The sequence below is a fragment of the Bradyrhizobium sp. GW821-FHT13H05 genome, from assembly GCF_058804065.1.
On sequence record NZ_JBXAPO010000007.1, the window covers coordinates 21,208 to 42,316 of the forward strand.

30 protein-coding genes are annotated in these 21,109 nt (G+C 63.0%); 29 read left to right on the forward strand and 1 reads right to left on the reverse strand.

Translation table 11 applies throughout. The features are described 5' to 3' along the window. Positions 1 to 46: 46 nt before the first annotated feature. Positions 47 to 2,074 carry an ABC transporter ATP-binding protein gene (locus AC1RR3_RS21695; RefSeq protein ID WP_492825172.1) on the forward strand — a complete coding sequence of 676 codons (2,028 nt, stop codon included), beginning with the start codon at positions 47 to 49 and terminating at the stop codon, positions 2,072 to 2,074. Here AC1RR3_RS21695 and AC1RR3_RS21700 read toward each other — a convergent pair. Next, on the reverse strand, positions 1,996 to 3,240 hold the full coding sequence (locus tag AC1RR3_RS21700) for an FAD-dependent oxidoreductase (RefSeq protein ID WP_492825173.1): 1,245 nt from the start codon (positions 3,238 to 3,240) through the stop codon (positions 1,996 to 1,998). The two genes, AC1RR3_RS21695 and AC1RR3_RS21700, sit on opposite strands and share 79 nt — an antisense overlap. A 683-nt stretch (positions 3,241 to 3,923) precedes the next feature. Here AC1RR3_RS21700 and rpsL point away from each other — a divergent pair. The 28 genes from rpsL to rpsM all read left to right on the forward strand — a co-directional run bounded on the left by rpsL (position 3,924) and on the right by rpsM (position 21,042). Next, on the forward strand, positions 3,924 to 4,295 hold the full coding sequence (rpsL, locus tag AC1RR3_RS21705) for a 30S ribosomal protein S12 (RefSeq protein WP_007603006.1): 372 nt from the start codon (positions 3,924 to 3,926) through the stop codon (positions 4,293 to 4,295). Positions 4,296 to 4,310: 15 nt separating this feature from the next. Further along, entirely contained in the window at positions 4,311 to 4,781 is a 471-nt protein-coding gene (gene rpsG / locus AC1RR3_RS21710; RefSeq protein ID WP_028152987.1) for a 30S ribosomal protein S7, read from the forward strand. Between the two features lie 30 nt (positions 4,782 to 4,811). After that, entirely contained in the window at positions 4,812 to 6,884 is a 2,073-nt protein-coding gene (gene fusA / locus AC1RR3_RS21715; RefSeq protein ID WP_492825174.1) for an elongation factor G, read from the forward strand. A gap of 40 nt (positions 6,885 to 6,924) precedes the next feature. After that, a complete protein-coding gene (tuf, locus tag AC1RR3_RS21720) occupies positions 6,925 to 8,115 on the forward strand; it encodes an elongation factor Tu (RefSeq protein WP_200455586.1) in 1,191 nt (396 codons plus the stop codon). Positions 8,116 to 8,197: 82 nt separating this feature from the next. Then, entirely contained in the window at positions 8,198 to 8,506 is a 309-nt protein-coding gene (gene rpsJ, locus AC1RR3_RS21725; protein ID WP_002712302.1) for a 30S ribosomal protein S10, read from the forward strand. Between the two features lie 53 nt (positions 8,507 to 8,559). Next, positions 8,560 to 9,273: a 50S ribosomal protein L3 gene (gene rplC / locus AC1RR3_RS21730; RefSeq protein WP_492825175.1), complete on the forward strand. Its 714-nt coding sequence runs from the start codon at positions 8,560 to 8,562 to the stop codon at positions 9,271 to 9,273. Between the two features lies 1 nt (position 9,274). Further along, on the forward strand, positions 9,275 to 9,895 hold the full coding sequence (rplD, locus tag AC1RR3_RS21735) for a 50S ribosomal protein L4 (RefSeq protein WP_492825176.1): 621 nt from the start codon (positions 9,275 to 9,277) through the stop codon (positions 9,893 to 9,895). Beyond that, positions 9,892 to 10,194 carry a 50S ribosomal protein L23 gene (locus AC1RR3_RS21740; protein WP_008136362.1) on the forward strand — a complete coding sequence of 101 codons (303 nt, stop codon included), beginning with the start codon at positions 9,892 to 9,894 and terminating at the stop codon, positions 10,192 to 10,194. Before rplD ends, AC1RR3_RS21740 begins: the two co-directional genes overlap by 4 nt. A gap of 12 nt (positions 10,195 to 10,206) precedes the next feature. Next, positions 10,207 to 11,040 (forward strand): 50S ribosomal protein L2, encoded by an 834-nt coding sequence (rplB, locus tag AC1RR3_RS21745; protein ID WP_028152985.1) that lies wholly within the window; start codon positions 10,207 to 10,209, stop codon positions 11,038 to 11,040. 12 nt (positions 11,041 to 11,052) lie between these two features. After that, entirely contained in the window at positions 11,053 to 11,331 is a 279-nt protein-coding gene (rpsS, locus tag AC1RR3_RS21750) for a 30S ribosomal protein S19 (RefSeq protein WP_008136357.1), read from the forward strand. A gap of 10 nt (positions 11,332 to 11,341) precedes the next feature. Then, positions 11,342 to 11,728: a 50S ribosomal protein L22 gene (rplV, locus tag AC1RR3_RS21755; RefSeq protein WP_008136353.1), complete on the forward strand. Its 387-nt coding sequence runs from the start codon at positions 11,342 to 11,344 to the stop codon at positions 11,726 to 11,728. 18 nt (positions 11,729 to 11,746) lie between these two features. Next, on the forward strand, positions 11,747 to 12,472 hold the full coding sequence (gene rpsC / locus AC1RR3_RS21760) for a 30S ribosomal protein S3 (RefSeq protein ID WP_492825177.1): 726 nt from the start codon (positions 11,747 to 11,749) through the stop codon (positions 12,470 to 12,472). 30 nt (positions 12,473 to 12,502) lie between these two features. Continuing rightward, on the forward strand, positions 12,503 to 12,916 hold the full coding sequence (rplP, locus tag AC1RR3_RS21765; RefSeq protein WP_008136349.1) for a 50S ribosomal protein L16: 414 nt from the start codon (positions 12,503 to 12,505) through the stop codon (positions 12,914 to 12,916). A gap of 5 nt (positions 12,917 to 12,921) precedes the next feature. After that, positions 12,922 to 13,128 carry a 50S ribosomal protein L29 gene (rpmC, locus tag AC1RR3_RS21770; protein WP_008136348.1) on the forward strand — a complete coding sequence of 69 codons (207 nt, stop codon included), beginning with the start codon at positions 12,922 to 12,924 and terminating at the stop codon, positions 13,126 to 13,128. 13 nt (positions 13,129 to 13,141) lie between these two features. After that, positions 13,142 to 13,390: a 30S ribosomal protein S17 gene (gene rpsQ, locus AC1RR3_RS21775; RefSeq protein ID WP_008136346.1), complete on the forward strand. Its 249-nt coding sequence runs from the start codon at positions 13,142 to 13,144 to the stop codon at positions 13,388 to 13,390. Positions 13,391 to 13,474: 84 nt separating this feature from the next. Then, positions 13,475 to 13,843, forward strand: a complete 369-nt coding sequence (gene rplN, locus AC1RR3_RS21780; RefSeq protein ID WP_007603030.1) for a 50S ribosomal protein L14 — start codon at positions 13,475 to 13,477, stop codon at positions 13,841 to 13,843. Further along, positions 13,843 to 14,157: a 50S ribosomal protein L24 gene (gene rplX, locus AC1RR3_RS21785; protein ID WP_063982583.1), complete on the forward strand. Its 315-nt coding sequence runs from the start codon at positions 13,843 to 13,845 to the stop codon at positions 14,155 to 14,157. The genes rplN and rplX overlap by 1 nt, the downstream gene beginning before the upstream one ends. After that, a complete protein-coding gene (gene rplE / locus AC1RR3_RS21790; protein ID WP_234678973.1) occupies positions 14,150 to 14,707 on the forward strand; it encodes a 50S ribosomal protein L5 in 558 nt (185 codons plus the stop codon). Before rplX ends, rplE begins: the two co-directional genes overlap by 8 nt. A gap of 46 nt (positions 14,708 to 14,753) precedes the next feature. After that, entirely contained in the window at positions 14,754 to 15,059 is a 306-nt protein-coding gene (gene rpsN, locus AC1RR3_RS21795; protein ID WP_492825178.1) for a 30S ribosomal protein S14, read from the forward strand. A gap of 14 nt (positions 15,060 to 15,073) precedes the next feature. Then, complete coding sequence (gene rpsH / locus AC1RR3_RS21800; protein WP_014494505.1) at positions 15,074 to 15,472, forward strand: 30S ribosomal protein S8; 399 nt, start codon at positions 15,074 to 15,076, stop codon at positions 15,470 to 15,472. Between the two features lie 16 nt (positions 15,473 to 15,488). Next, positions 15,489 to 16,022 carry a 50S ribosomal protein L6 gene (gene rplF / locus AC1RR3_RS21805; RefSeq protein WP_027549201.1) on the forward strand — a complete coding sequence of 178 codons (534 nt, stop codon included), beginning with the start codon at positions 15,489 to 15,491 and terminating at the stop codon, positions 16,020 to 16,022. An 11-nt stretch (positions 16,023 to 16,033) separates the two neighbouring features. Beyond that, positions 16,034 to 16,396: a 50S ribosomal protein L18 gene (gene rplR, locus AC1RR3_RS21810; protein ID WP_027535305.1), complete on the forward strand. Its 363-nt coding sequence runs from the start codon at positions 16,034 to 16,036 to the stop codon at positions 16,394 to 16,396. 44 nt (positions 16,397 to 16,440) lie between these two features. After that, positions 16,441 to 17,034 carry a 30S ribosomal protein S5 gene (gene rpsE, locus AC1RR3_RS21815; protein ID WP_008136332.1) on the forward strand — a complete coding sequence of 198 codons (594 nt, stop codon included), beginning with the start codon at positions 16,441 to 16,443 and terminating at the stop codon, positions 17,032 to 17,034. A gap of 21 nt (positions 17,035 to 17,055) precedes the next feature. Then, entirely contained in the window at positions 17,056 to 17,250 is a 195-nt protein-coding gene (gene rpmD, locus AC1RR3_RS21820; protein ID WP_063682757.1) for a 50S ribosomal protein L30, read from the forward strand. 76 nt (positions 17,251 to 17,326) lie between these two features. After that, the gene (rplO, locus tag AC1RR3_RS21825; RefSeq protein WP_492825179.1) at positions 17,327 to 17,812 is read left to right on the forward strand and encodes a 50S ribosomal protein L15; all 486 of its coding nucleotides are present in this window, start codon (positions 17,327 to 17,329) and stop codon (positions 17,810 to 17,812) included. A gap of 149 nt (positions 17,813 to 17,961) precedes the next feature. Beyond that, the gene (gene secY / locus AC1RR3_RS21830) at positions 17,962 to 19,293 is read left to right on the forward strand and encodes a preprotein translocase subunit SecY (RefSeq protein WP_492825180.1); all 1,332 of its coding nucleotides are present in this window, start codon (positions 17,962 to 17,964) and stop codon (positions 19,291 to 19,293) included. 302 nt (positions 19,294 to 19,595) lie between these two features. Continuing rightward, complete coding sequence (locus AC1RR3_RS21835; protein ID WP_492825181.1) at positions 19,596 to 20,486, forward strand: adenylate kinase; 891 nt, start codon at positions 19,596 to 19,598, stop codon at positions 20,484 to 20,486. A 187-nt stretch (positions 20,487 to 20,673) separates the two neighbouring features. Continuing rightward, positions 20,674 to 21,042, forward strand: coding sequence for a 30S ribosomal protein S13 (gene rpsM / locus AC1RR3_RS21840; RefSeq protein WP_014494511.1), 369 nt, complete (start codon positions 20,674 to 20,676; stop codon positions 21,040 to 21,042). Positions 21,043 to 21,109: the final 67 nt, after the last annotated feature.

The following is a 21,109-nucleotide window of genomic DNA, read 5'->3' on the forward strand; positions in this document are numbered from 1 at the left end:
CCTGCTTTCTCTGCGGTCATGCCGGCCGTCAGCATCGGTTGGTTTCATGGCGTCCAAGCCTTCCTCTCCCGACAAACAGAAGCTCGCTGCGGAAGAGGCGGCCGAGCTCGACGACAAGCTCGCCGCCACGGCCAAGCCCGACCTCGAAGACGACGAGGACGACGAAGACGAGGAGGATGACGAGCTGGAGCTCGATGACGACGATGAGGACGAGGACCTCGTCGTCTTTACCGCGCGCGAGGCCGCCGGCGCGCTCGCGACCATCCTGGGTTTCGTCAAGCCCTTCCTCACCAACTACAAGCAGATGCTGTCGTTCGTGGCGTTCGGCGTCTTCGTCGAGACGCTGTTCAACGTCATCATGCCGCTCAGCCTGAAGTACCTGATCGACGACGCGCTCGGCGAGGAGGACTTCCAGGCGCTGTACAAAATCCTCGGCGTGCTCGCGGCCGCCGGCATCTTCACCTCGATCGTGGCGGTCTGGTACGAGCGCTGGGACGCGCGGCTGGCCGCCTGCATCATCTCCGATGTCCGCAAGCGCCTGTTCGAGCACGTCCAGGACCTGCCGGCAGCCTATTTCGGCCGCACCAAGCGCGGCGAGATCCTGTCGCGCTTCTCCGTCGACCAGGCTGCCTTCGAAGGCTCGGTGAAAACCTTTGCCAACAGCGCGGCGCTGCCGTTCCTCGAGTTGATCGCCGGCATCATCCTGATGGTGTTTCTGAACTGGCAGCTCGCCGTGGTTGCGCTGCTGGTGTTCCCGCTCACGCTCATCGGCCCGCGCATCCTCACCCCGAAGGCGGTGCAGGCCAATTACGAGCAGAAGCAGAACGAAAGCGCGCTGCTCGGCATGGTGCAGGAGAACGTGGCAGCGCAGGCCGTGATCAAGGCGTTCAGCCTGCAGCGCAAGATGTTCGGATTCTTCAAGTTCCGCAATGACGAGACGCGCCACAGGATCGCCTCCGCCACGTTCCTGTCGACCATGGTGGAGCGGACCGTCACCATCTCGGTGCTGCTGTTGCACCTCGTGGTGCTGGCGATCGGCGCCTATCTTGCGACCAAGGGCCAGATCACCATCGGCACCTTCGTCACCTTCGAAAGCGCGTTCTGGGAGGTCTCCTACAACATCGCCCACGTGATGCACTTCATCCCGGTGTCGATCTCCTCGGCCGCCGCGATCCGTCACATGCAGGAGCTGCTCGACGAGCCGACGCGCGGCGCCGATCGTCCCGGCGCGCCCGATCTGCCGCGCGTGACCCACGACATCACCTTCGATCGCGTCACCTTCCAGTACGAAGGCAGCCAGACGCCGGTGCTGGATAATCTCAGCCTCAAGCTCGATGTCGGCAAGCGCATCGCCATCGTCGGCCCCTCGGGCTCCGGCAAGAGCACGCTGCTCAATCTGATTTTGCGGCTCTACGTCCCTGACGAGGGCCGCGTCACCATCGACGGCGTCGACGTGCGCAAGGTGACACTCGATTCGCTGCGCCGGAGCATGGCCGTGGTGTTCCAGGAGAACATGCTGTTCAACATGTCGATCCGCGAGAACATCCGCCTCGGCAAGGAAGGCGCGACCGACGATGAGGTGGAGGAGGCGGCCAAGAAGGCCGAGATCCACCGCTACATCATGAGCCTGCCGCAACGATACGACACGCCGGTTGGCGAGCGCGGCGATACCTTGTCGGGCGGCCAGCGCCAGCGCATCGCGATCGCGCGCGCGGTCATCCGTAATCCGTCGGTGCTGCTGCTCGACGAAGCCACCTCGGCGCTCGACCAGACCACGGAGGCCGCCATCAACCGCACGCTGCTCAAGGTCGCCAAGGGCCGCACCATGATCTGGTCGACCCATCGCCTGAGCTCGGTGGTCGAGATGGACGAGATCATCGTCATTTCAGGGGGCCGGGCGATCGAGCGCGGCTCGCACGCCGAGCTGCTCGCCAGGAACGGCACCTATCGCACGCTGTGGAACGACCAGACCCACCAGCCGCATAGCGCTGCGGCTCAGGCCGACGACGACAGCGACGATGACGACGAGGATGAAGACGACCTCGAGGATGATGAGGACGAGGACGAGGAGTGACCGAGGAAGTTCGGCTCCAGGTGAATGGCTCCTCCAAGCGGCCGTAAGAGCCCCTGAGCGGACCAGGCGATGAAGCGGGCCCAGCGCTGCGCTGTCCAGTAGGGACTCCTGGCGATCGACACTGAGCGGAAGTCGAACGCCTTCGCCGCCGACCATTCGTCGCAGGCCCGCTTGACCGGATCGGCGTAGAAGGCGGCCATCTTGGCCGCATCCATCCCGTCGGAGGCGAGCCATTGCGGGATGTAGGCATTGCAGAGCCGCTCGACGTCGGTGAAGACCTTGTCGCAGCCGGTGCCGGCGACGGGGCATGAGGTCGCAAACGCATCGCCGACCAGCACGAGGCCGGGCTGGCCGCTTGCATCGTTCACATAGAGATCGACCGGGCGAATCTTCATTTCGCCGGGAATGTCGAAGGCGCCGGTGATGCGCTTGAGCCGGGGCAGGGCGGCGTTCAGCGCCTCGGCTGGTGCGCGGCGCAGCTCGCGCAGCCAGGGATCGTCGAAGCTGCGATAGACGAACAGATTGGCGCGCATCCGCGTGCCGACCGGAAACAGCGTGATGTAGGGAATGCGGTCGCTCGGCCGCTCCGAGAAGTAGGTGAGGGCCGGGAAGCCGAACGAAGTCCGGCCGGCCGGCACCACGTCGAACCCGACCGAGATCGAATGGCAGGCGCTGACGATTTTTCGCGCGATGCCGAGCTGGTGGCGCAGGCCGACATTGAGGCCATTGGCGAGCACGACAAGGCGGGCCGAGATCGTCTCGTCGTTGGAGAGTGTGATTCTCTGCCGCTCCGGACTCGTCTCGATTGCTATCGCTTTGGCGCAAATACGCTCGACGGTCGCAGGGATCTCGTCGCGTACGGCGTTAACCAGGGAATCGTAGAGGATGTTGAACTGCCGGCTCGGCGCCTTGTCGAGCAGGCGGCCGAATCGCGCAATCCAGTTTTCGCCGGCAAAAGTCGCGCGGCGCAGCACCGATTCTCCGATTCCGGTCTTCAGGAATCGCTCGACCTGCATCTCGCCGCTGAGTTTTTCGACTCGAAAGTCCGCCGGATAGCTCTCATGCGGATCGATCAGCACCGCCGAAATGCCGGCGCGGCCGAGCATTGCGGCGGCGGTCGAGCCGGACAATCCCCCGCCGATAATGGCAATGTCGGTGTACCGCATGGCGCAAATCTCTGCCGAAGTGGGCAGATTGACGCATCAACAGGAAAAAAAGCCTTAGCAAGGGTTATAAAAGTATATTTCCCCCGGGTAAAAATTAGTCATTGGGGTAGCGGAACAGACTTGGCGCTCCCATATCGGGGAGGCGCGGAGAGTGCGGTAAATGTCGATTTCGACAGGCGCGAGAAGCGCTTTGTGACTGTCGTTTCACCTTGACTTGACCGATTCCCACTTATAGAAAGCGCCTCACTTAACGACAGGCGGTGAGCATCGCCAACGTCGGAACGGGCCACCCGTTGATCCCCAGGGTTCTGATCCCCAGGGGTCGCTTAGACGGGCACCAACCTCGACGAATGCCGCTCAAACGCTGTCGATCATAGCTAGGCAATGCCAGTGCGATTTTAGTTCTCTTGAGCATGTTCTCACGAGATCGAATTCGGATGCATGACCTCGGTGCGCAGGCCGCAGCTTTACGCTGAATGGCCTGAAAACTGCGGTCCTCTGTGGCGTCGTAACGCTTTCCGCTCGGTGATGGAGCGGTTGGCGCAATTTCGCTTTGCGCGGATTGTTCCGTGCGGGCGGCCTCGTCGGGCGGGTGGCTCGAAACGAATTGCGGTTCCGGCAACGGGCCGCGGCAAGACAGCGGGCCCGGAAGGGGCCGCGGCAGAACAAAGGGTAAGGCCAGGATGCCGACGATCAACCAGCTGATCGCTCAACCGCGTGAAGTGCAGAAGTCGCGCAAGAAGGTGCCGGCGCTGCAGCAGTCGCCGCAGAAGCGTGGTGTTTGCACCCGCGTCTACACCACGACCCCGAAGAAGCCGAACTCGGCGCTTCGTAAGGTCGCCAAGGTGCGCCTGACCAACGGCTTCGAGGTGATCGGCTACATCCCCGGCGAAGGTCATAACCTCCAGGAGCACTCGGTGGTCATGATCCGCGGCGGTCGCGTCAAGGACTTGCCCGGCGTGCGCTACCACATCCTCCGCGGCGTTCTGGATACCCAGGGCGTCAAGAACCGTAAGCAGCGTCGTTCGAAGTACGGCGCCAAGCGTCCGAAGTAAGCGGGAACCAGCTCAATGTCTCGTCGCCACTCAGCGGAAAAGCGCGAAGTTCTCCCGGATCCGAAGTTCGGGAACATCATCGTCACGAAGTTCATGAATTCGGTGATGTACGCCGGCAAGAAGTCGGTCGCCGAAGGCATCGTCTACGGTGCGTTCGGGATCATCGAAGCCAAGACCAAGCAGAGCCCGCTCGGCGTGTTCGAGCAGGCTCTCGAGAACGTCATGCCGACGATCGAGGTTCGCTCCCGCCGCGTCGGCGGCGCGACCTACCAGGTTCCGGTCGAAGTTCGTTCGACCCGCCGTCAGGCCCTGGGCATCCGCTGGCTGATCTCGGCCGCGCGCGAGCGCAACGAGAAGACGATGACCGAGCGGCTTTCGGCTGAGCTCTTGGACGCCTCGAACAACCGCGGCAACGCCGTCAAGAAGCGTGAAGACGTGCACCGGATGGCCGAAGCCAACCGTGCCTTCTCGCACTATCGCTGGTAACGGCGACACACGGAATCTAAGGAACAGCCCATGCCTCGCGTTCATGCCATAGAGAACTACCGCAATTTCGGTATCATGGCGCATATCGATGCCGGCAAGACCACGACCACCGAGCGCATCCTCTATTACACCGGCAAGAGCCACAAGATCGGCGAAGTGCACGAAGGTGCCGCGACGATGGACTGGATGGAGCAGGAGCAGGAGCGTGGCATCACGATCACTTCCGCTGCGACCACCGCGTTCTGGGCCGGCAAGCGCCTGAACATCATCGACACTCCCGGCCACGTCGACTTCACCATCGAAGTCGAGCGTTCGCTGCGCGTGCTCGACGGCGCCGTCTGCGTGCTCGACTCGAACCAGGGCGTCGAGCCCCAGACCGAGACCGTCTGGCGCCAGGGCGACAAGTACAAGGTTCCGCGCATCGTCTTCGCCAACAAGATGGACAAGACCGGCGCCGACTTCTTCAAGTGTCTGGCCGACATCGTCGACCGCCTCGGCGCCAAGCCGATTGCGATCCAGCTTCCGATCGGTGCCGAGAACAACTTCAAGGGTCTCGTCGACCTCGTGAAGATGCAGGGCATCATCTGGAACGATGAATCGCTCGGCGCGAAGTTCGACTATGTCGACATTCCGGAAGATATGGTCGAGCAGGCCAAGGAATACCGCGAGAAGATGGTGGAAGCCGCCGTCGAACTCGACGACGATGCATTGGCTGCCTTCCTCGACGGCAACGAGCCGGACGAAGCGACCCTGAAGCGCCTGATCCGCAAGGCGGTGCTGACCGGCGCGTTCTATCCCGTGCTGTGCGGCTCGGCCTTCAAGAACAAGGGTGTGCAGCCGCTGCTGGACGCCGTCGTCGACTATCTGCCGTCGCCGATCGACGTGCCCGCGATCAAGGGCACCGATGACCGCGGCAACGAGGTCGTGCGCAAGGCCGACGACAAGGAGCCGCTCGCGCTGCTCGCGTTCAAGATCATGGACGACCCGTTCGTCGGCACCATCACCTTCTGCCGCATCTACTCCGGCGTTCTGCAGAGCGGCACCGGCGTCGTGAACTCGACCCGCGAGAAGAAGGAGCGCATCGGGCGCATGCTGCTGATGCATGCGAACAACCGCGAAGACATCAAGGAAGCCTATGCCGGCGACATCGTCGCGCTGGCCGGCCTGAAGGAAGCGCGCACCGGTGACACGCTGTGCGATCCCGACAAGCAGGTGATCCTCGAGAAGATGGAATTCCCCGAGCCGGTCATCGAGATCGCGATCGAGCCGAAGTCCAAGGCCGACCAGGAAAAGCTGGGCGTGGCGCTGGCCAAGCTCGCAGCGGAGGATCCGTCCTTCCGCGTCTCGACCGACCAGGAGTCCGGCCAGACCATTCTCAAGGGCATGGGCGAACTCCATCTCGACATCAAGGTCGACATCCTCAAGCGTACCTACAAGGTCGACGCCAACATCGGCGCGCCGCAGGTTGCGTTCCGTGAGCGCGTCACCAAGAAGGCCGAGGTCAAGTACACCCACAAGAAGCAGACCGGCGGTACCGGTCAGTTCGCGGAAGTGTCGATCGTGGTCGAGCCGAACGAGCCCGGCAAGGGCTATGAGTTCGAGTCCAAGATCGTCGGCGGTGCGGTTCCGAAGGAATACATCCCCGGCGTCGAAAAGGGCCTCAACAGCGTGATGGGCTCTGGCGTGGTCGCGGGCTTCCCCGTGGTCGACGTCAAGGTTCAGCTCGTCGACGGCAAGTACCACGACGTCGACTCGTCGGCGCTCGCCTTCGAAATCGCATCGCGCGCGGCTTTCCGCGAAGCGCTGCAGAAGGGCAAGTCCGTCCTGCTCGAGCCGATCATGAAGGTCGAAGTGGTGACCCCGGAAGACTACACCGGCTCGGTCATCGGCGACCTGAATTCCCGGCGCGGTCAGATCCAGGGTCAAGACATGCGCGGCAACGCCAACGTCATCAACGCGATGGTGCCGCTCATGAACATGTTCGGTTACGTGAATAACCTGCGCTCGATGAGCCAGGGTCGCGCAACCTTCACCATGCAGTTCGACCACTACGCAGAAGCGCCGGCCAACGTGTCGGCAGAAGTCCAGAAGAAGTTTGCCTGATTGTCGTCGGTCACGAACTGACGATTGAACGGAGAGTCAAATGGCCAAAGCAAAGTTTGAACGTAACAAGCCGCACTGCAACATCGGCACCATCGGTCACGTCGACCATGGCAAGACGTCGCTGACCGCGGCGATCACCAAGGTTCTCGCCGAAGCCGGCGGTGCGACGTTCACCGCGTACGATCAGATCGACAAGGCGCCGGAAGAGAAGGCGCGCGGCATCACGATCTCGACCGCACACGTCGAGTACGAGACGCCGAACCGTCACTACGCCCACGTCGACTGCCCCGGCCACGCCGACTATGTGAAGAACATGATCACCGGCGCCGCCCAGATGGACGGTGCGATCCTGGTCGTGTCGGCCGCTGACGGCCCGATGCCGCAGACCCGCGAGCACATCCTGCTCGCCCGCCAGGTCGGCGTGCCCGCGCTGGTCGTGTTCCTGAACAAGTGCGACATGGTCGACGATCCGGAACTGCTCGAGCTCGTCGAGCTCGAAGTTCGCGAGCTGCTCTCGAAGTATGAATTCCCGGGCGACAAGATCCCGATCATCAAGGGCTCGGCGCTCGCCGCTCTCGAAGATTCCGACAAGAAGCTCGGCCACGACGCCATTCTCGAGCTGATGAAGAATGTCGACGAGTACATCCCGCAGCCGGAGCGTCCGATCGACCAGCCGTTCCTGATGCCGGTTGAAGACGTGTTCTCGATCTCGGGCCGCGGCACCGTCGTGACCGGCCGTGTCGAGCGCGGCATCGTCAAGGTCGGCGAGGAAATCGAGATCGTCGGTCTCCGTGCCACCCAGAAGACGACCGTCACCGGCGTCGAAATGTTCCGCAAGCTGCTCGATCAGGGTCAGGCCGGCGACAACATCGGCGCTCTGCTCCGCGGCACCAAGCGCGAGGACGTCGAGCGCGGTCAGGTTCTGGCCAAGCCGGGTTCGGTCAAGCCGCACACCAAGTTCAAGGCTGAGGCCTACATCCTCACCAAGGAAGAGGGCGGTCGCCACACCCCGTTCTTCACCAACTACCGTCCGCAGTTCTACTTCCGCACCACCGACGTGACCGGTGTCGTGCATCTGCCGGAAGGCACCGAGATGGTGATGCCGGGCGACAACATCGCGATGGAAGTGCACCTGATCGTGCCGATCGCGATGGAAGAGAAGCTCCGCTTCGCGATCCGCGAAGGTGGCCGCACCGTCGGCGCCGGCGTCGTCGCCTCGATCATCGAGTAATTACGAGAATAGGGATCGGCGAGTAGCGAATGGTTACATTCGCTATTCGCTATTCGCCACCCACTGAAGAAAGACCACGGCAATGAACGGCCAAAACATTCGTATCCGTCTCAAGGCGTTCGACCATCGTATCCTCGATACGTCGACCCGCGAGATCGTGAACACGGCGAAGCGTACCGGTGCGCAGGTTCGCGGACCCATTCCGCTGCCCACCCGCATCGAGAAGTTCACCGTCAACCGTTCGCCCCACGTCGACAAGAAGAGCCGCGAACAGTTCGAGATGCGCACCCACAAGCGCCTGCTCGACATCGTCGATCCGACCCCGCAGACCGTCGATGCTTTGATGAAGCTCGACCTGGCCGCCGGTGTCGACGTCGAGATCAAGCTCTAAGATTTTTGGATCACGTTCGCGACTAGCGGACAGAAAGAACAGGAAGCACGCCGATGCGCTCCGGAGTGATCGCACAAAAGGTCGGGATGACGCGGGTCTTTACGGAGGCCGGCGAACATATCCCCGTGACCGTGCTGAAGCTCGGCAATTGCCAGGTCGTAGGCCACCGCACTGAAGAGAAGAACGGTTACGTCGCGCTCCAGCTTGGTTCTGGCAGCCGTAAGACCGTTTACATGCCGAAGGCCGAACGCGGCCAGTTCGCGGTCGCCAAGGTCGAGCCGAAGCGGCAGGTCGAGGAATTCCGCGTCTCCGCGGATGCCATGATCCCGGTTGGCGCCGAGATCCTCGCCGACCACTTCGTCGTCGGCCAGTTCGTCGACGTTACCGGCACCTCGGTCGGTAAGGGTTTTGCCGGCGGCATGAAGCGCTGGAACTTCGGCGGTCTGCGCGCCACGCACGGTGTGTCGGTCTCGCACCGTTCGATCGGTTCGACCGGTGGTCGTCAGGACCCCGGCAAGACCTGGAAGAACAAGAAGATGCCCGGTCACATGGGCGTCGACCGCATCACCACGCTCAACCTCCGCGTCGTTCAGCTCGATGTCGAGCGCGGCCTGATCCTCGTCGAAGGCGCCGTTCCCGGCTCCAAGGGCGGCTGGATCCGCGTGCGCGACGCCGTCAAGAAGCCGCTGCCGAAGGAAGCTCCGAAGCCCGGCAAGTTCAAGGTTGCTGGCGACGCGGAAGCCGCCCCGGCTGCGCAGGAGGCGTGAGATGGAATTGAAGGTCACCACCCTCGAAGGTAAGGAAGCCGGCTCGGTCCAGCTCTCCGACACCATTTTCGGTCTCGAGCCCCGCCAGGACATCATTGCACGTTGCGTGCAGTGGCAGCTCAACAAGCGCCAGGCCGGTACGCACAAGGCCAAGGGCCGCGCCGAGATCTGGCGCACCGGCAAGAAGATGTACAAGCAGAAGGGCACCGGCGGTGCTCGTCACGGCTCGGCCCGCGTGCCGCAGTTCCGTGGCGGTGGCCGTGCCTTCGGTCCGGTGGTGCGTTCGCACGCTACCGACTTGCCGAAGAAGGTCCGCGCGCTTGCCCTGAAGCATGCGCTCTCGGCCAAGGCCAAGGACGGCGATCTCATCGTGATCGACAAGGCCGCGCTGGAAGCCGCCAAGACCAAGGCACTGCTCGGCCACTTCTCGGGTCTGGGCTTGACCAACGCGCTGATCATCGATGGTGCCGAGCTCAACAACGGCTTTGCCGCTGCGGCCCGCAACATCCCGAACATGGACGTGCTGCCGATCCAGGGCATCAACGTCTATGACATCCTGCGCCGTCAGAAGCTCGTTCTGACCAAGGCCGCCATCGATGCGCTGGAGGCGCGCTTCAAATGACGAAGAACATCGAGCCTCGCCACTACGACGTGATCCTGTCGCCGGTCGTGACCGAAAAGGCGACGATCGCCTCGGAGCACAACAAGGTCCTGTTCAAGGTGGCCGCGAAGGCGACCAAGCCGCAGATCAAGGAAGCGATCGAGAAGCTGTTCGACGTCAAGGTCAAGAGCGTCAACACGCTGGTCCGCAAGGGCAAGACCAAGGTCTTCCGCGGCAATCTCGGTTCGCAGTCGAACAGCAAGCGCGCGATCGTGACCCTCGAAGAGGGCCACCGGATCGACGTCACCACCGGTCTGTAAGGTCGCACGACGATGGCACTGAAGAAATTCAATCCCACGACGCCGGGCCAGCGCCAGCTGGTCATGGTCGATCGTTCGGCCCTCTACAAGGGCAAGCCGGTCAAGGCGCTCACCGAAGGCAAGCACTCTTCGGGCGGTCGCAACAACACCGGTCGCATCACCGTGCGCTTCCGCGGCGGCGGTCACAAGCAGACGCTGCGCATCGTCGACTTCAAGCGCGACAAGGTCGATGCGCCCGCGACGGTCGAGCGGCTGGAATACGATCCGAACCGCACCGCGTTCATCGCGCTGGTCAAGTATGAGGACGGCACCCAGGCCTATATCCTGGCGCCGCAGCGCTTGGCCGTCGGTGACTCCGTGGTTGCCGGCAACTATGTCGACGTGAAGCCGGGCAACGTCATGCCGCTCGGCAACATGCCAGTCGGCACGATCATCCACAACATCGAGGTCAAGATCGGGAAGGGCGGCCAGCTCGCTCGTTCTGCGGGCACCTACGCCCAGCTCGTCGGCCGCGACCACGACTACGTCATCATCCGCCTGAACTCGGGTGAGCAGCGTCTGGTGCACGGCCGTTGCCGCGGCACGATCGGCGCGGTGTCGAACCCGGATCACATGAACACCTCGATCGGCAAGGCCGGCCGCAACCGTTGGCTGGGCCGCAAGCCGCACAACCGCGGTGTCTCGATGAACCCGATCGACCATCCGCACGGCGGTGGTGAAGGTCGTACCTCGGGCGGACGCCACCCGGTCACCCCGTGGGGCAAGCCGACCAAGGGCAAGAAGACCCGCTCCAACAAGTCGACCAACAAATTCATTCTCCTAAGCCGCCACAAGCGGAAGAAGTAAGGAACGCCGGACATGGTTCGTTCAGTCTGGAAAGGCCCGTTCGTCGAGGGTTCTCTGCTCAAGAAGGCAGATGCCGCGCGCGCGTCCGGCCGTCACGATGTCATCAAGATCTGGAGCCGTCGCTCGACGATCCTGCCGCAGTTCGTCGGCCTGACCTTCGGCGTCTACAACGGTCAGAAGCACGTACCGGTTGCCGTGAATGAGGAAATGGTCGGTCACAAGTTCGGCGAGTTCTCGCCGACCAGGACCTTCCATGGCCACTCCGGCGACAAGAAAGCCAAGAAGGCTTGAGGATTAAACGATGAGCAAACCTAAGCGCGAACGGAGCCTCGCCGAGAACGAGGCCAAGGCGGTCGCCCGGATGCTGCGGGTGAGCCCGCAGAAGCTCAACCTGGTCGCCCAGCTCATTCGCGGCCGGAAGGCGGCTGCTGCGCTCGCCGACCTGCAGTTTTCGCGCAAGCGGATCGCGGTTGACGTGAAGAAGTGCCTGGAATCGGCTATCGCCAATGCCGAGAACAATCACGACCTCGACGTCGACGATCTCGTCGTGGCGCAGGCCTTCGTCGGCAACGGCCTCGTGATGAAGCGCTTTGCCGCCCGCGGCCGTGGTCGCTCGGGCCGTGTCTACAAACCATTTTCGCAGCTGACGATCATTGTTCGTCAGGTCGAAGCCGAAGCAGCGGCCTAAGGGACGCAGGAGCACACGATGGGTCAAAAGATCAATCCGATCGGTCTGCGTCTCGGCATCAACCGGACCTGGGATTCCCGCTGGTACGCCGGCAAGCAGGAATACGGCAAGCTGTTGCACGAAGACGTCAAGATCCGCGAGATCCTGCACAAGGAGCTCAAGCAAGCGGCCGTCGCCCGCATCGTGATCGAGCGTCCGCACAAGAAGTGCCGCGTCACCATCCACTCGGCTCGTCCGGGCGTGGTGATCGGCAAGAAGGGCGCCGACATCGACAAGCTTCGCAAGAAGGTTGCGGACATCACCGCGTCCGACGTCGTCATCAACATCGTCGAAATCCGCAAGCCGGAGCTCGATGCGACGCTGGTGGCCGAATCGATCGCGCAGCAGCTCGAGCGCCGCGTGGCGTTCCGCCGCGCCATGAAGCGCGCGGTTCAGTCGGCGATGCGTCTCGGCGCGGAAGGCATCCGCATCAACTGCTCGGGTCGTCTGGGCGGTGCGGAAATCGCGCGCATGGAGTGGTACCGCGAAGGTCGCGTGCCGCTGCATACGCTGCGCGCCGATATCGACTACGGCGTTGCGACCGCGTTCACGACCTTCGGCACCTGCGGCGTCAAGGTCTGGATCTTCAAGGGCGAGATCCTCGAGCACGATCCGATGGCCCAGGACAAGAGAATGGCCGAAGGCGAGACCGGCGGCGGTGGTGATCGTGGTGGCCGTGGGCGCCGCGACAACGCTGCGGCCTGAGCCAGCACAGGAATTTGAGGGCTTAAAGCCATGATGCAACCTAAGAAAACGAAGTTCCGGAAGGCGCATAAGGGCCGCATCCACGGCGTTGCGTCTTCGGGCGCGACGTTGGCCTTCGGCCAGTTCGGCCTGAAGGCGACCGAGCCGGAGCGCGTCACTGCGCGCCAGATCGAAGCCGCCCGCCGCGCGCTGACCCGTCACATGAAGCGTGCCGGCCGCGTCTGGATCCGCGTGTTCCCCGACGTTCCGGTGTCGAAGAAGCCGGCCGAAGTCCGCATGGGCTCCGGCAAGGGTTCGCCGGAATTGTGGGTCGCGCGCGTCAAGCCGGGCAGGGTGCTGTTCGAGATCGACGGCGTCAACACCCAGACGGCGCGTGAAGCGCTGACCCTGGCGGCCGCCAAGCTGCCGATCAAGACGCGCTTCGTCGAGCGCATTGCGGAGTAATGGCCATGGCCCAGATGAAGATCGAAGACATCCGCGCGATGAGCCCTGATCAGCAGGATGACGCCATCCTGAACCTGAAGAAGGAGCGCTTCAACCTGCGCTTCCAGCGCGCCACCGGGCAGCTCGAGAACACCTCGCGCCTGCGCGAGGCTCGCCGTGACATCGCCCGCATCAAGACCGTCGCCGCGCAGAAGCGCGCGAAAGAGAAGTAAGGGGCTTACGAATATGCCGAAACGTACATTGCAAGGCGTGGTCGTCAGCGACAAGACTGCCAAGACCGTCGTGGTGCGCGTCGATCGCCGCTTCACGCATCCGATCTACAAGAAGACGATCCGCCGTTCGAAGAACTACCACGCGCACGACGAGGACAACCAGTTCAAGCCGGGCGACATGGTGTGGATCGAGGAATCGAAGCCGATTTCGAAGTTGAAGCGCTGGGTCGTGATCCGGGGCGAGCACAAGAAAAGCGCCTGATCTGTTGGCTTTAGCCGACTGACTTCAGGGAAATGTTGAGCGCCGGCTGGGCTGGCGCAAGAGAGAAGAGGACGAGGTGCATCAATGATTCAGATGCAGACCAACCTCGACGTGGCCGATAATTCTGGCGCACGCCGTGTCATGTGTATCAAGGTGCTCGGAGGCTCCAAGCGCCGCTACGCCACGATCGGCGACATCATCGTCGTCTCGATCAAGGAAGCGATTCCGCGTGGCAAGGTGAAGAAGGGCGACGTGATGAAGGCCGTCGTGGTGCGCGTCCGCAAGGACATCCGCCGCGCCGACGGTTCGGTCATCCGTTTCGACCGCAACGCCGCCGTTCTGATCAACAACCAGTCCGAGCCGGTCGGCACCCGTATCTTCGGGCCCGTGCCGCGCGAGCTGCGCGCCAAGAACCACATGAAGATCATCTCGCTCGCGCCGGAGGTGCTGTGATGGCTGCGAAGATCCGCAAGGGCGACAAGGTCGTCGTGCTGACCGGTCGCGACAAGGGCCGCACCGGCGAAGTGTTCGAAGTGCGCCCCGACGCCGGTACGGCGCTGGTGCGCGGCATCAACATGGTCAAGCGTCACCAGAAGCAGACGCAGGCCCAGGAAGGCGGCATCATCTCGAAGGAGTCGCCGATCCAACTGTCCAACATCGCGTTCGTCGGCAAGGATGGAAAGCCGACCCGCGTCGGATTCAAGATTTTGGCTGACGGCAAGAAGGTCCGCATCGCCAAGAGCTCGGGAGCTGAGATCGATGGCTGAGGCCGCTTACACGCCGCGCCTGCGCGCGGAATACGACGCGAAGATCCGCACGGCCATGACCGAGAAGTTCGGTTATGAGAACGTCATGCAGGTTCCGCGCCTGGACAAGATCGTGCTGAACATGGGCGTTGGCGATTCCGTCAACGACCGCAAGAAGGCCGAGACCGCCGCTGCCGAGCTGACCCAGATCGCCGGCCAGAAGGCGATCGTGACCTACTCGCGTATCGCGATCGCGACCTTCAAGCTGCGTGAGAACCAGCCGATCGGCTGCAAGGTCACGCTGCGCAAGGCCCGCATGTACGAGTTCATCGATCGCCTGGTGACGGTCGCGCTGCCGCGCGTCCGCGACTTCCGCGGCCTGAACCCGAAGAGCTTCGACGGCCGCGGCAACTACTCGCTCGGCATCAAGGAGCACATCATTTTCCCCGAGATCGACTTCGACAAGGTCACGGAAGCCCGCGGTATGGACATCACCGTCTGCACCACGGCCAAGACCGACGAAGAGGCGAGGGCCTTGTTGACCGCTTTCAATTTCCCGTTCCGGCAGTGAGACGCTGACGTAAAGCCTCTCAAACGCGGATACCCAGGAGCCAAGCATGGCAAAGAAGAGTTCAATCGAGAAGAACAACCGGCGCAAGCGGATGGCGAAGAACGCCGCCCCGAAGCGTGCGCGGTTGAAGGCGATCATCGCCGACAAGACGCTGCCGATGGAGGAGCGGTTCGCCGCGACCCTGAAGCTGGCCGAGATGCCGCGCAATTCGTCCGCGACCCGCATCCGTCTGCGTTGCGAGCTGTCGGGCCGTCCGCGCTCGAACTACCGCAAGAACAAGCTGTCCCGTATCGCGCTGCGCGACCTTGGCTCCAAGGGCATGGTCCCGGGCCTCGTGAAGTCCAGCTGGTAAGGAGGGTCGTTTAGATGTCTACGCACGATCCAATCAGCGATCTGATCACCCGCATCCGCAACGCGCAGATGCGCTCCAAGAGCAAGGTCTCCACGCCTGGTTCGAAGATGCGCGAGAACGTGCTCGAGGTGCTGAAGTCCGAGGGCTATATCCGCGGTTACGCCACGCTCGAGCATTCCTCGGGCCGCAGCGAGATCGAGATCGAGCTGAAGTATTTCGACGGCGAGCCTGTCATCCGTGAGATCGAGCGCGTCTCCAAGCCCGGGCGTCGGGTTTACGCCTCGGTGAAGAACCTGCCGCGGGTCAACAACGGGCTCGGCATTTCGGTGTTATCGACGCCGAAGGGGATCATGGCCGACCACAGCGCGCGCGACGCGAATGTGGGCGGCGAAGTTCTCTTCACGGTGTTCTGAGAAGGATTTTTGATCCATGTCACGTGTTGGCAAAAGGCCTGTGGCGGTTCCGTCGGGTGTTACCGCGACCGTTGACGGGCAGACCGTCAAGATGAAGGGGCCGAAGGGCCAGCTTCAGTTCGTCGTTCATGACGACGTCGAGGTGAAGCTCGAGAACGGCCAGGTCAAGGTGAACCCGCGGGTCGAGACCAACCGCGCTCGTGCGCTGTACGGTACCGCTCGCGCCCAGGTCGCGAATCTGGTCGAAGGCGTCACCAAGGGCTTCGAGAAGAAGCTCGAAATCACCGGCGTCGGTTATCGCGCCGCAATGCAGGGCAAGAACCTGCAGCTCGCGCTCGGCTACAGCCACGACGTGGTCTATGCGATCCCGGAAGGGATCACGATCACCGTGCCGAAGCCGACCGAGATCACGGTCACTGGCAGCGATATCCAGCGCGTCGGCCAGGTCGCCGCCGAGATTCGCTCCTATCGTCCGCCGGAGCCCTACAAGGGCAAGGGCGTGAAGTATGTTGGCGAATTCATCTTCCGCAAGGAAGGCAAGAAGAAGTAACGGAGCCGGTCATGTCCAAAGCCAAGGTTACGAATGCCCGGCGCAAGCGGAGTGTGCGGCTGAAGCTGCGCCGCTCCGGTGCCGGCCGTCCGCGTCTGTCCGTGTTCCGCTCGTCGAAGCACATCTACGCCCAGGTCATCGACGACCTGAAGGGCGAGACGCTGGCCTCTGCCTCGTCGCTCGAGAAGTCGATGCGCGACGGCGGCAAGACCGGCGCCGACATCGATGCGGCGAAGGCGGTCGGCAAGCTGCTGGCCGAGCGCGCCGCCGAGAAGGGCGTCAAGGAAGTCGTGTTCGATCGCGGCAGCTACCTCTACCACGGGCGCGTCAAGGCTCTGGCCGACGCGGCGCGTGAGAGCGGGCTGAGCTTCTAACAGAATTTGAGGATTGAGGCGTAAGCCTCTGAAGGATTGGAAAAATGGCAGAACGCGAACAACGTGGTGGACGCGATCAACGCGGCGGCGGACGCGAGCGCAAGGAGCGCGAGGAGCGCGACAGCGAGTTCGTCGACAAGCTCGTCCACATCAACCGCGTTGCCAAGGTCGTCAAGGGCGGCAAGCGCTTCGGTTTCGCAGCGCTGGTCGTGATCGGCGACCAGAAGGGCCGCGCCGGCTTCGGTCACGGCAAGGCGCGCGAAGTGCCTGAGGCGATCCGCAAGGCAACCGAATCCGCCAAGCGCAACCTGACCCGCGTCTCGCTGCGCGAAGGCCGCACGCTCCATCACGACATCGCCGGCCGTCATGGCGCGGGCCGTGTCTACCTGCGTGCAGCTCCGGCCGGTACCGGCATCATCGCCGGCGGTCCGATGCGCGCCGTGTTCGAGACGCTCGGCGTCCAGGACGTGGTTGCGAAGTCGATCGGCTCGTCGAACCCGTACAACATGGTTCGCGCAACCTTCGACGCGCTGAAGCATCAGGATTCGCCGCGTTCGGTCGCAGCCCGCCGCAACATCAAGGTGTCCACTCTGCAGTCGCGCCGTATCGGTGGCGATGCCGAGGCGGCTGCCGACTAACGGAAGCTGGAGTAGACTCCCATGGCCAAGGCCAGCAAGACGATCAAGCTCGAGCAGATCGGCAGCGCGATCCGCCGCCATCACTCGCAGCGCTCGACGCTGATCGGACTCAAGCTCAACAAGATCGGTCGCACCAGCGAACTGCAGGACACCCCTGCGGTCCGTGGCATGATCGAGAAGGTTCACCATCTCGTTCGCATCGTCGACGAGAAGTAAGAAGCGGCGCGCGATCCCGAACAGCGGGCACCGGTTTTCGGTGATGATCGTGCGCAAAGAAACAAGGAGCAGGGCGATGAAGCTCAGCGATATCGCCGACAATGCCGGCTCGCGCAAGAAGCGTATGCGCGTCGGCCGCGGCATCGGTTCGGGCAAGGGCAAGCAGTCCGGCCGCGGCGGCAAGGGCCAGACCGCGCGTTCGGGCGTGCGCATCAAGGGTTTCGAAGGCGGCCAGATGCCATTGCATCGCCGTCTGCCCAAGCGCGGCTTCAACAACATCTTCCGTGTCGAGTTCGCCGAGATCAATCTCGACCGGCTCCAGGAAGCGGTGGATGCCAAGAAGATCGACGCCGGCAGTGTCGTGACCGTCGAGGCCCTGGTGAAGGGCGGCGTGCTGCGCCGCGCCAAGGCCGGCCTGCGGCTGCTTGGCCGCGGCGAGCTCAAGTCCAAGCTCAACATCGAAGTCCACGGCGCCACCAAGACCGCGATTGAAGCGGTCGAGAAGGCCGGCGGTTCGGTCAAGATCCTCGCCCCTGCCAAGGAAGAAGGCGAGGCGGCGTAACAACTGCGTCATTGGCCCGCGGCGCGCGGGCCTTTACGCATGCGGGACGTGGACTTATCGAAGCCGAGCCCCAGATAATGTCCGGCGTCCGCTAAAAGTAGCCCGGCCGCGGGCATGACGGCGCAACAGGCGGCGGGAGAAAGTCCAAGATGGTCTCTGCAGCGGAACAACTGGCAGCCAATCTCAATTTCGGCGCGTTTGCCAAGGCCGACGAACTGAAGAAGCGCATCTGGTTCACCCTGGGTGCGCTGCTGGTTTACCGGCTCGGCACCTACATCCCGCTGCCCGGCATCGATCCCACCATCTGGGAGCAGGTGTTCAAGTCGCAGGCGGGCGGCATCCTCGGCATGTTCAACATGTTCGCCGGCGGCGGCATCCACCGCATGGCGATCTTCGCGCTGAACATCATGCCGTACATCTCGGCATCGATCATCATCCAGCTCCTCACCACCGTCTCGCCGCAGCTCGAAGCGCTGAAGAAGGAAGGCGAGGCCGGCCGCAAGCTGCTGAACCAGTACACCCGCTATCTCACGGTCATCCTGGCCGCGTTCCAGTCCTACGGCATCGCGGTGGGCCTCGAAGGCGCCGGCAACGTCGTCAGCGACCCCGGCATGTTCTTCCGCCTGTCCACCGCGATCACGCTGACCGGCGGCACCATGTTCCTGATGTGGCTGGGCGAGCAGATCACCTCGCGCGGCATCGGCAACGGCATCTCGCTGATCATTCTCTCCGGCATCGTCGCCGAGCTGCCCGCGGCGCTCGCCAACATGCTCGAGCTCGGCCGTCAGGGCGCGATGTCGACCGGCCTGATCCTGGTCGTCATCATCATGGCGGTGGCCGTGATCGCCTTCATCGTGTTCATGGAGCGTGCCCAGCGCAGGCTGCTGATCCAGTATCCGAAGCGCCAGGTCGGCAACAAGATGTTCGAGGGCCAGTCCTCGCATCTGCCGCTCAAGCTCAATACCTCGGGCGTGATCCCGCCGATCTTCGCGTCCTCGCTGCTCTTGCTGCCGACCACGGTTGCGAACTTCAACGCCGGCAGCGGGCCTGAGTGGTTCCAGTGGATCACGACTCAGCTCGGCCACGGCCGTCCGCTGTTCCTGATCATGTATCTCGCGCTGATCGTGTTCTTTGCGTTCTTCTACACCGCGATCGTGTTCAACCCGACCGAGACCGCGGACAATCTGAAGAAGCATGGCGGCTTCATCCCGGGCATCCGTCCGGGTGAGCGCACCGCCGAATATATCGACTACGTGCTGTCGCGCATCACCGTGTTAGGTGCGATCTATCTGGCGATCGTCTGCTTGATCCCAGAGATCCTGATCTCCTACGCCTCGGTGCCGTTCTACTTCGGCGGCACCTCGCTGCTGATCGTCGTCAGCGTCACCATGGACACGGTGGCTCAGGTGCAGGGCTATCTGCTGGCCCATCAGTACGAAGGCCTGATCCGCAAGTCCAAGCTGCGCGGTCGCCGCCGCTAAAGAAGCGGCATCCTCGAGCGGCGGCGCAACCGCGCCGCCGATTCGCCGCGCGAGCAACGCGCGGCGTCCGCAGAGGCGACCAGCCGGCCATTCGGTCGCATCGGCAGAACTGCTCGCACTGCGACGCAATCACTGATTTCAAAGGCCTTCTTGGCGTCCGGCTATTCGCTCCCCTATGATATGGGTAGCGGTGCGGCGCCGATTATGGTTTGCACTGTTCTTGGACTTAGTCTTGGACTTAGTCTTGGACTTCAAACACAGGTGCGCGACGTATCGCTCACCAATCCGGGGGGCGTACGCCGATGAGAATTATACTTCTGGGACCGCCGGGGTCGGGCAAGGGGACCCAGGCGCAGCTGCTGGTGCAGCGCTATGGCATCGTCCAGCTCTCGACAGGCGAGATGCTGCGCGCGGCGGTTGCGGCCGGAACGCCGGTCGGGCTGAAGGCCAAGGAGATCATGGCCAGCGGCGGTCTCGTCCCCGACGAGATCGTGGTCGGAATCATCTCCGACCGGATCGACCAGCCGGATGCCAAGCTCGGTTTCATTCTCGATGGCTTCCCGCGCACCGTGCCGCAGGCCGAGGCGCTGGACGATCTGCTCAAGCACAAGCACATGAAGCTCGATGCGGTGATCGAGCTCCGCGTCAACGAGAGCGCGCTTCTGAGCCGCGTCGAGACTCGCGTTGCCCAGATGCGGGAGCGCGGCGAGGAGGTCCGGGTCGACGACACCCCGGAGGTCCTGACCAAGCGACTCGCCAGCTACCGCAACCAGACGGAACCCCTGATTCACTACTATTCCGAGCGGCGGAAGCTCTCCACCATCGACGGCATGATGGCCATCGACGAGGTCACCCGCGCCATCCACCGTCTGCTCCTGGCGCTCGGCGCGGTCGAGCCAAAGACGCATTCCCGGAACGCAACCAAGACAGGACCGGCCAAAAAGGCCAAAACTGCGAAGAGGGCGGCCAAAAAACCGGCGAAAGCAGCCAAAAAGGCCGCCAAACCGGCTAAAACCGCCAAAAAGGCGGCCAAGAAGGCCGTGAAGGGTGCCAAGAAGGCAGCCAAGAAAACTGTCAAGAAAACTGTCAAGAAAACCGTCAAGAAAGCGGTCAAAAAGACGGCCAGGAAGGCTGTCAAAAAAGGTTCGAAGAAGGGACCAAAAAAGGTCACGAAAAAGCGAGCCAAGCGCTAGCAGCGGTTGACGAAAGCCCCTGGAATCCCCTAATAAGCCCCGCATCCAAGTCGGATAGTTTCAAACGATGCCGGGCCCCAGGAAGACTAGGGGTGGGCGTCGTGTTCGCGTTTGTGAACACCTGCCCGAGAAACCAAGCACTTAAAGACCAGTCCCTGACGAGGGATCGGCAACAGGAGAGAGAGCCGTGGCCCGTATTGCCGGCGTGAACATTCCGACCAACAAGCGCGTGCTGATCGCGCTCCAGTACATCCATGGCATCGGCCAGAAGATCGCTGGTGAGATCCTGGAGAAGGTGAAGATCCCCGAGGATCGTCGCGTCAACCAGCTCAGCGATGCCGAAGTGCTCCAGATCCGCGAAGTGATCGACCGCGACTATCTCGTCGAGGGCGACCTGCGTCGTGAGGTCGGCATCAACATCAAGCGTCTGATGGACCTCGGCTGCTATCGCGGTCTGCGTCATCGTCGCGGTCTGCCGGTGCGCGGTCAGCGCACCCACACCAATGCGCGCACGCGCAAGGGTCCGGCCAAGGCGATCGCCGGCAAGAAGAAGTAAGTTTTCGCATCCAATCGCGGCGTGCGGCGAACGGGGGATGACCCGTTCGCCGCGCGCCTTTCGTTCC

Coding starts and splice junctions, on each gene's coding strand:
- AC1RR3_RS21695 (WP_492825172.1), top strand. CDS start 47: ATGGCGTCCAAGCCTTCCTCTCCCGACAAACAGAAGCTCGCTGCGGAA.
- AC1RR3_RS21700 (WP_492825173.1), bottom strand. CDS start 3,240: ATGCGGTACACCGACATTGCCATTATCGGCGGGGGATTGTCCGGCTCG.
- rpsL (WP_007603006.1), top strand. CDS start 3,924: ATGCCGACGATCAACCAGCTGATCGCTCAACCGCGTGAAGTGCAGAAG.
- rpsG (WP_028152987.1), top strand. CDS start 4,311: ATGTCTCGTCGCCACTCAGCGGAAAAGCGCGAAGTTCTCCCGGATCCG.
- fusA (WP_492825174.1), top strand. CDS start 4,812: ATGCCTCGCGTTCATGCCATAGAGAACTACCGCAATTTCGGTATCATG.
- tuf (WP_200455586.1), top strand. CDS start 6,925: ATGGCCAAAGCAAAGTTTGAACGTAACAAGCCGCACTGCAACATCGGC.
- rpsJ (WP_002712302.1), top strand. CDS start 8,198: ATGAACGGCCAAAACATTCGTATCCGTCTCAAGGCGTTCGACCATCGT.
- rplC (WP_492825175.1), top strand. CDS start 8,560: ATGCGCTCCGGAGTGATCGCACAAAAGGTCGGGATGACGCGGGTCTTT.
- rplD (WP_492825176.1), top strand. CDS start 9,275: ATGGAATTGAAGGTCACCACCCTCGAAGGTAAGGAAGCCGGCTCGGTC.
- AC1RR3_RS21740 (WP_008136362.1), top strand. CDS start 9,892: ATGACGAAGAACATCGAGCCTCGCCACTACGACGTGATCCTGTCGCCG.
- rplB (WP_028152985.1), top strand. CDS start 10,207: ATGGCACTGAAGAAATTCAATCCCACGACGCCGGGCCAGCGCCAGCTG.
- rpsS (WP_008136357.1), top strand. CDS start 11,053: ATGGTTCGTTCAGTCTGGAAAGGCCCGTTCGTCGAGGGTTCTCTGCTC.
- rplV (WP_008136353.1), top strand. CDS start 11,342: ATGAGCAAACCTAAGCGCGAACGGAGCCTCGCCGAGAACGAGGCCAAG.
- rpsC (WP_492825177.1), top strand. CDS start 11,747: ATGGGTCAAAAGATCAATCCGATCGGTCTGCGTCTCGGCATCAACCGG.
- rplP (WP_008136349.1), top strand. CDS start 12,503: ATGATGCAACCTAAGAAAACGAAGTTCCGGAAGGCGCATAAGGGCCGC.
- rpmC (WP_008136348.1), top strand. CDS start 12,922: ATGGCCCAGATGAAGATCGAAGACATCCGCGCGATGAGCCCTGATCAG.
- rpsQ (WP_008136346.1), top strand. CDS start 13,142: ATGCCGAAACGTACATTGCAAGGCGTGGTCGTCAGCGACAAGACTGCC.
- rplN (WP_007603030.1), top strand. CDS start 13,475: ATGATTCAGATGCAGACCAACCTCGACGTGGCCGATAATTCTGGCGCA.
- rplX (WP_063982583.1), top strand. CDS start 13,843: ATGGCTGCGAAGATCCGCAAGGGCGACAAGGTCGTCGTGCTGACCGGT.
- rplE (WP_234678973.1), top strand. CDS start 14,150: ATGGCTGAGGCCGCTTACACGCCGCGCCTGCGCGCGGAATACGACGCG.
- rpsN (WP_492825178.1), top strand. CDS start 14,754: ATGGCAAAGAAGAGTTCAATCGAGAAGAACAACCGGCGCAAGCGGATG.
- rpsH (WP_014494505.1), top strand. CDS start 15,074: ATGTCTACGCACGATCCAATCAGCGATCTGATCACCCGCATCCGCAAC.
- rplF (WP_027549201.1), top strand. CDS start 15,489: ATGTCACGTGTTGGCAAAAGGCCTGTGGCGGTTCCGTCGGGTGTTACC.
- rplR (WP_027535305.1), top strand. CDS start 16,034: ATGTCCAAAGCCAAGGTTACGAATGCCCGGCGCAAGCGGAGTGTGCGG.
- rpsE (WP_008136332.1), top strand. CDS start 16,441: ATGGCAGAACGCGAACAACGTGGTGGACGCGATCAACGCGGCGGCGGA.
- rpmD (WP_063682757.1), top strand. CDS start 17,056: ATGGCCAAGGCCAGCAAGACGATCAAGCTCGAGCAGATCGGCAGCGCG.
- rplO (WP_492825179.1), top strand. CDS start 17,327: ATGAAGCTCAGCGATATCGCCGACAATGCCGGCTCGCGCAAGAAGCGT.
- secY (WP_492825180.1), top strand. CDS start 17,962: ATGGTCTCTGCAGCGGAACAACTGGCAGCCAATCTCAATTTCGGCGCG.
- AC1RR3_RS21835 (WP_492825181.1), top strand. CDS start 19,596: ATGAGAATTATACTTCTGGGACCGCCGGGGTCGGGCAAGGGGACCCAG.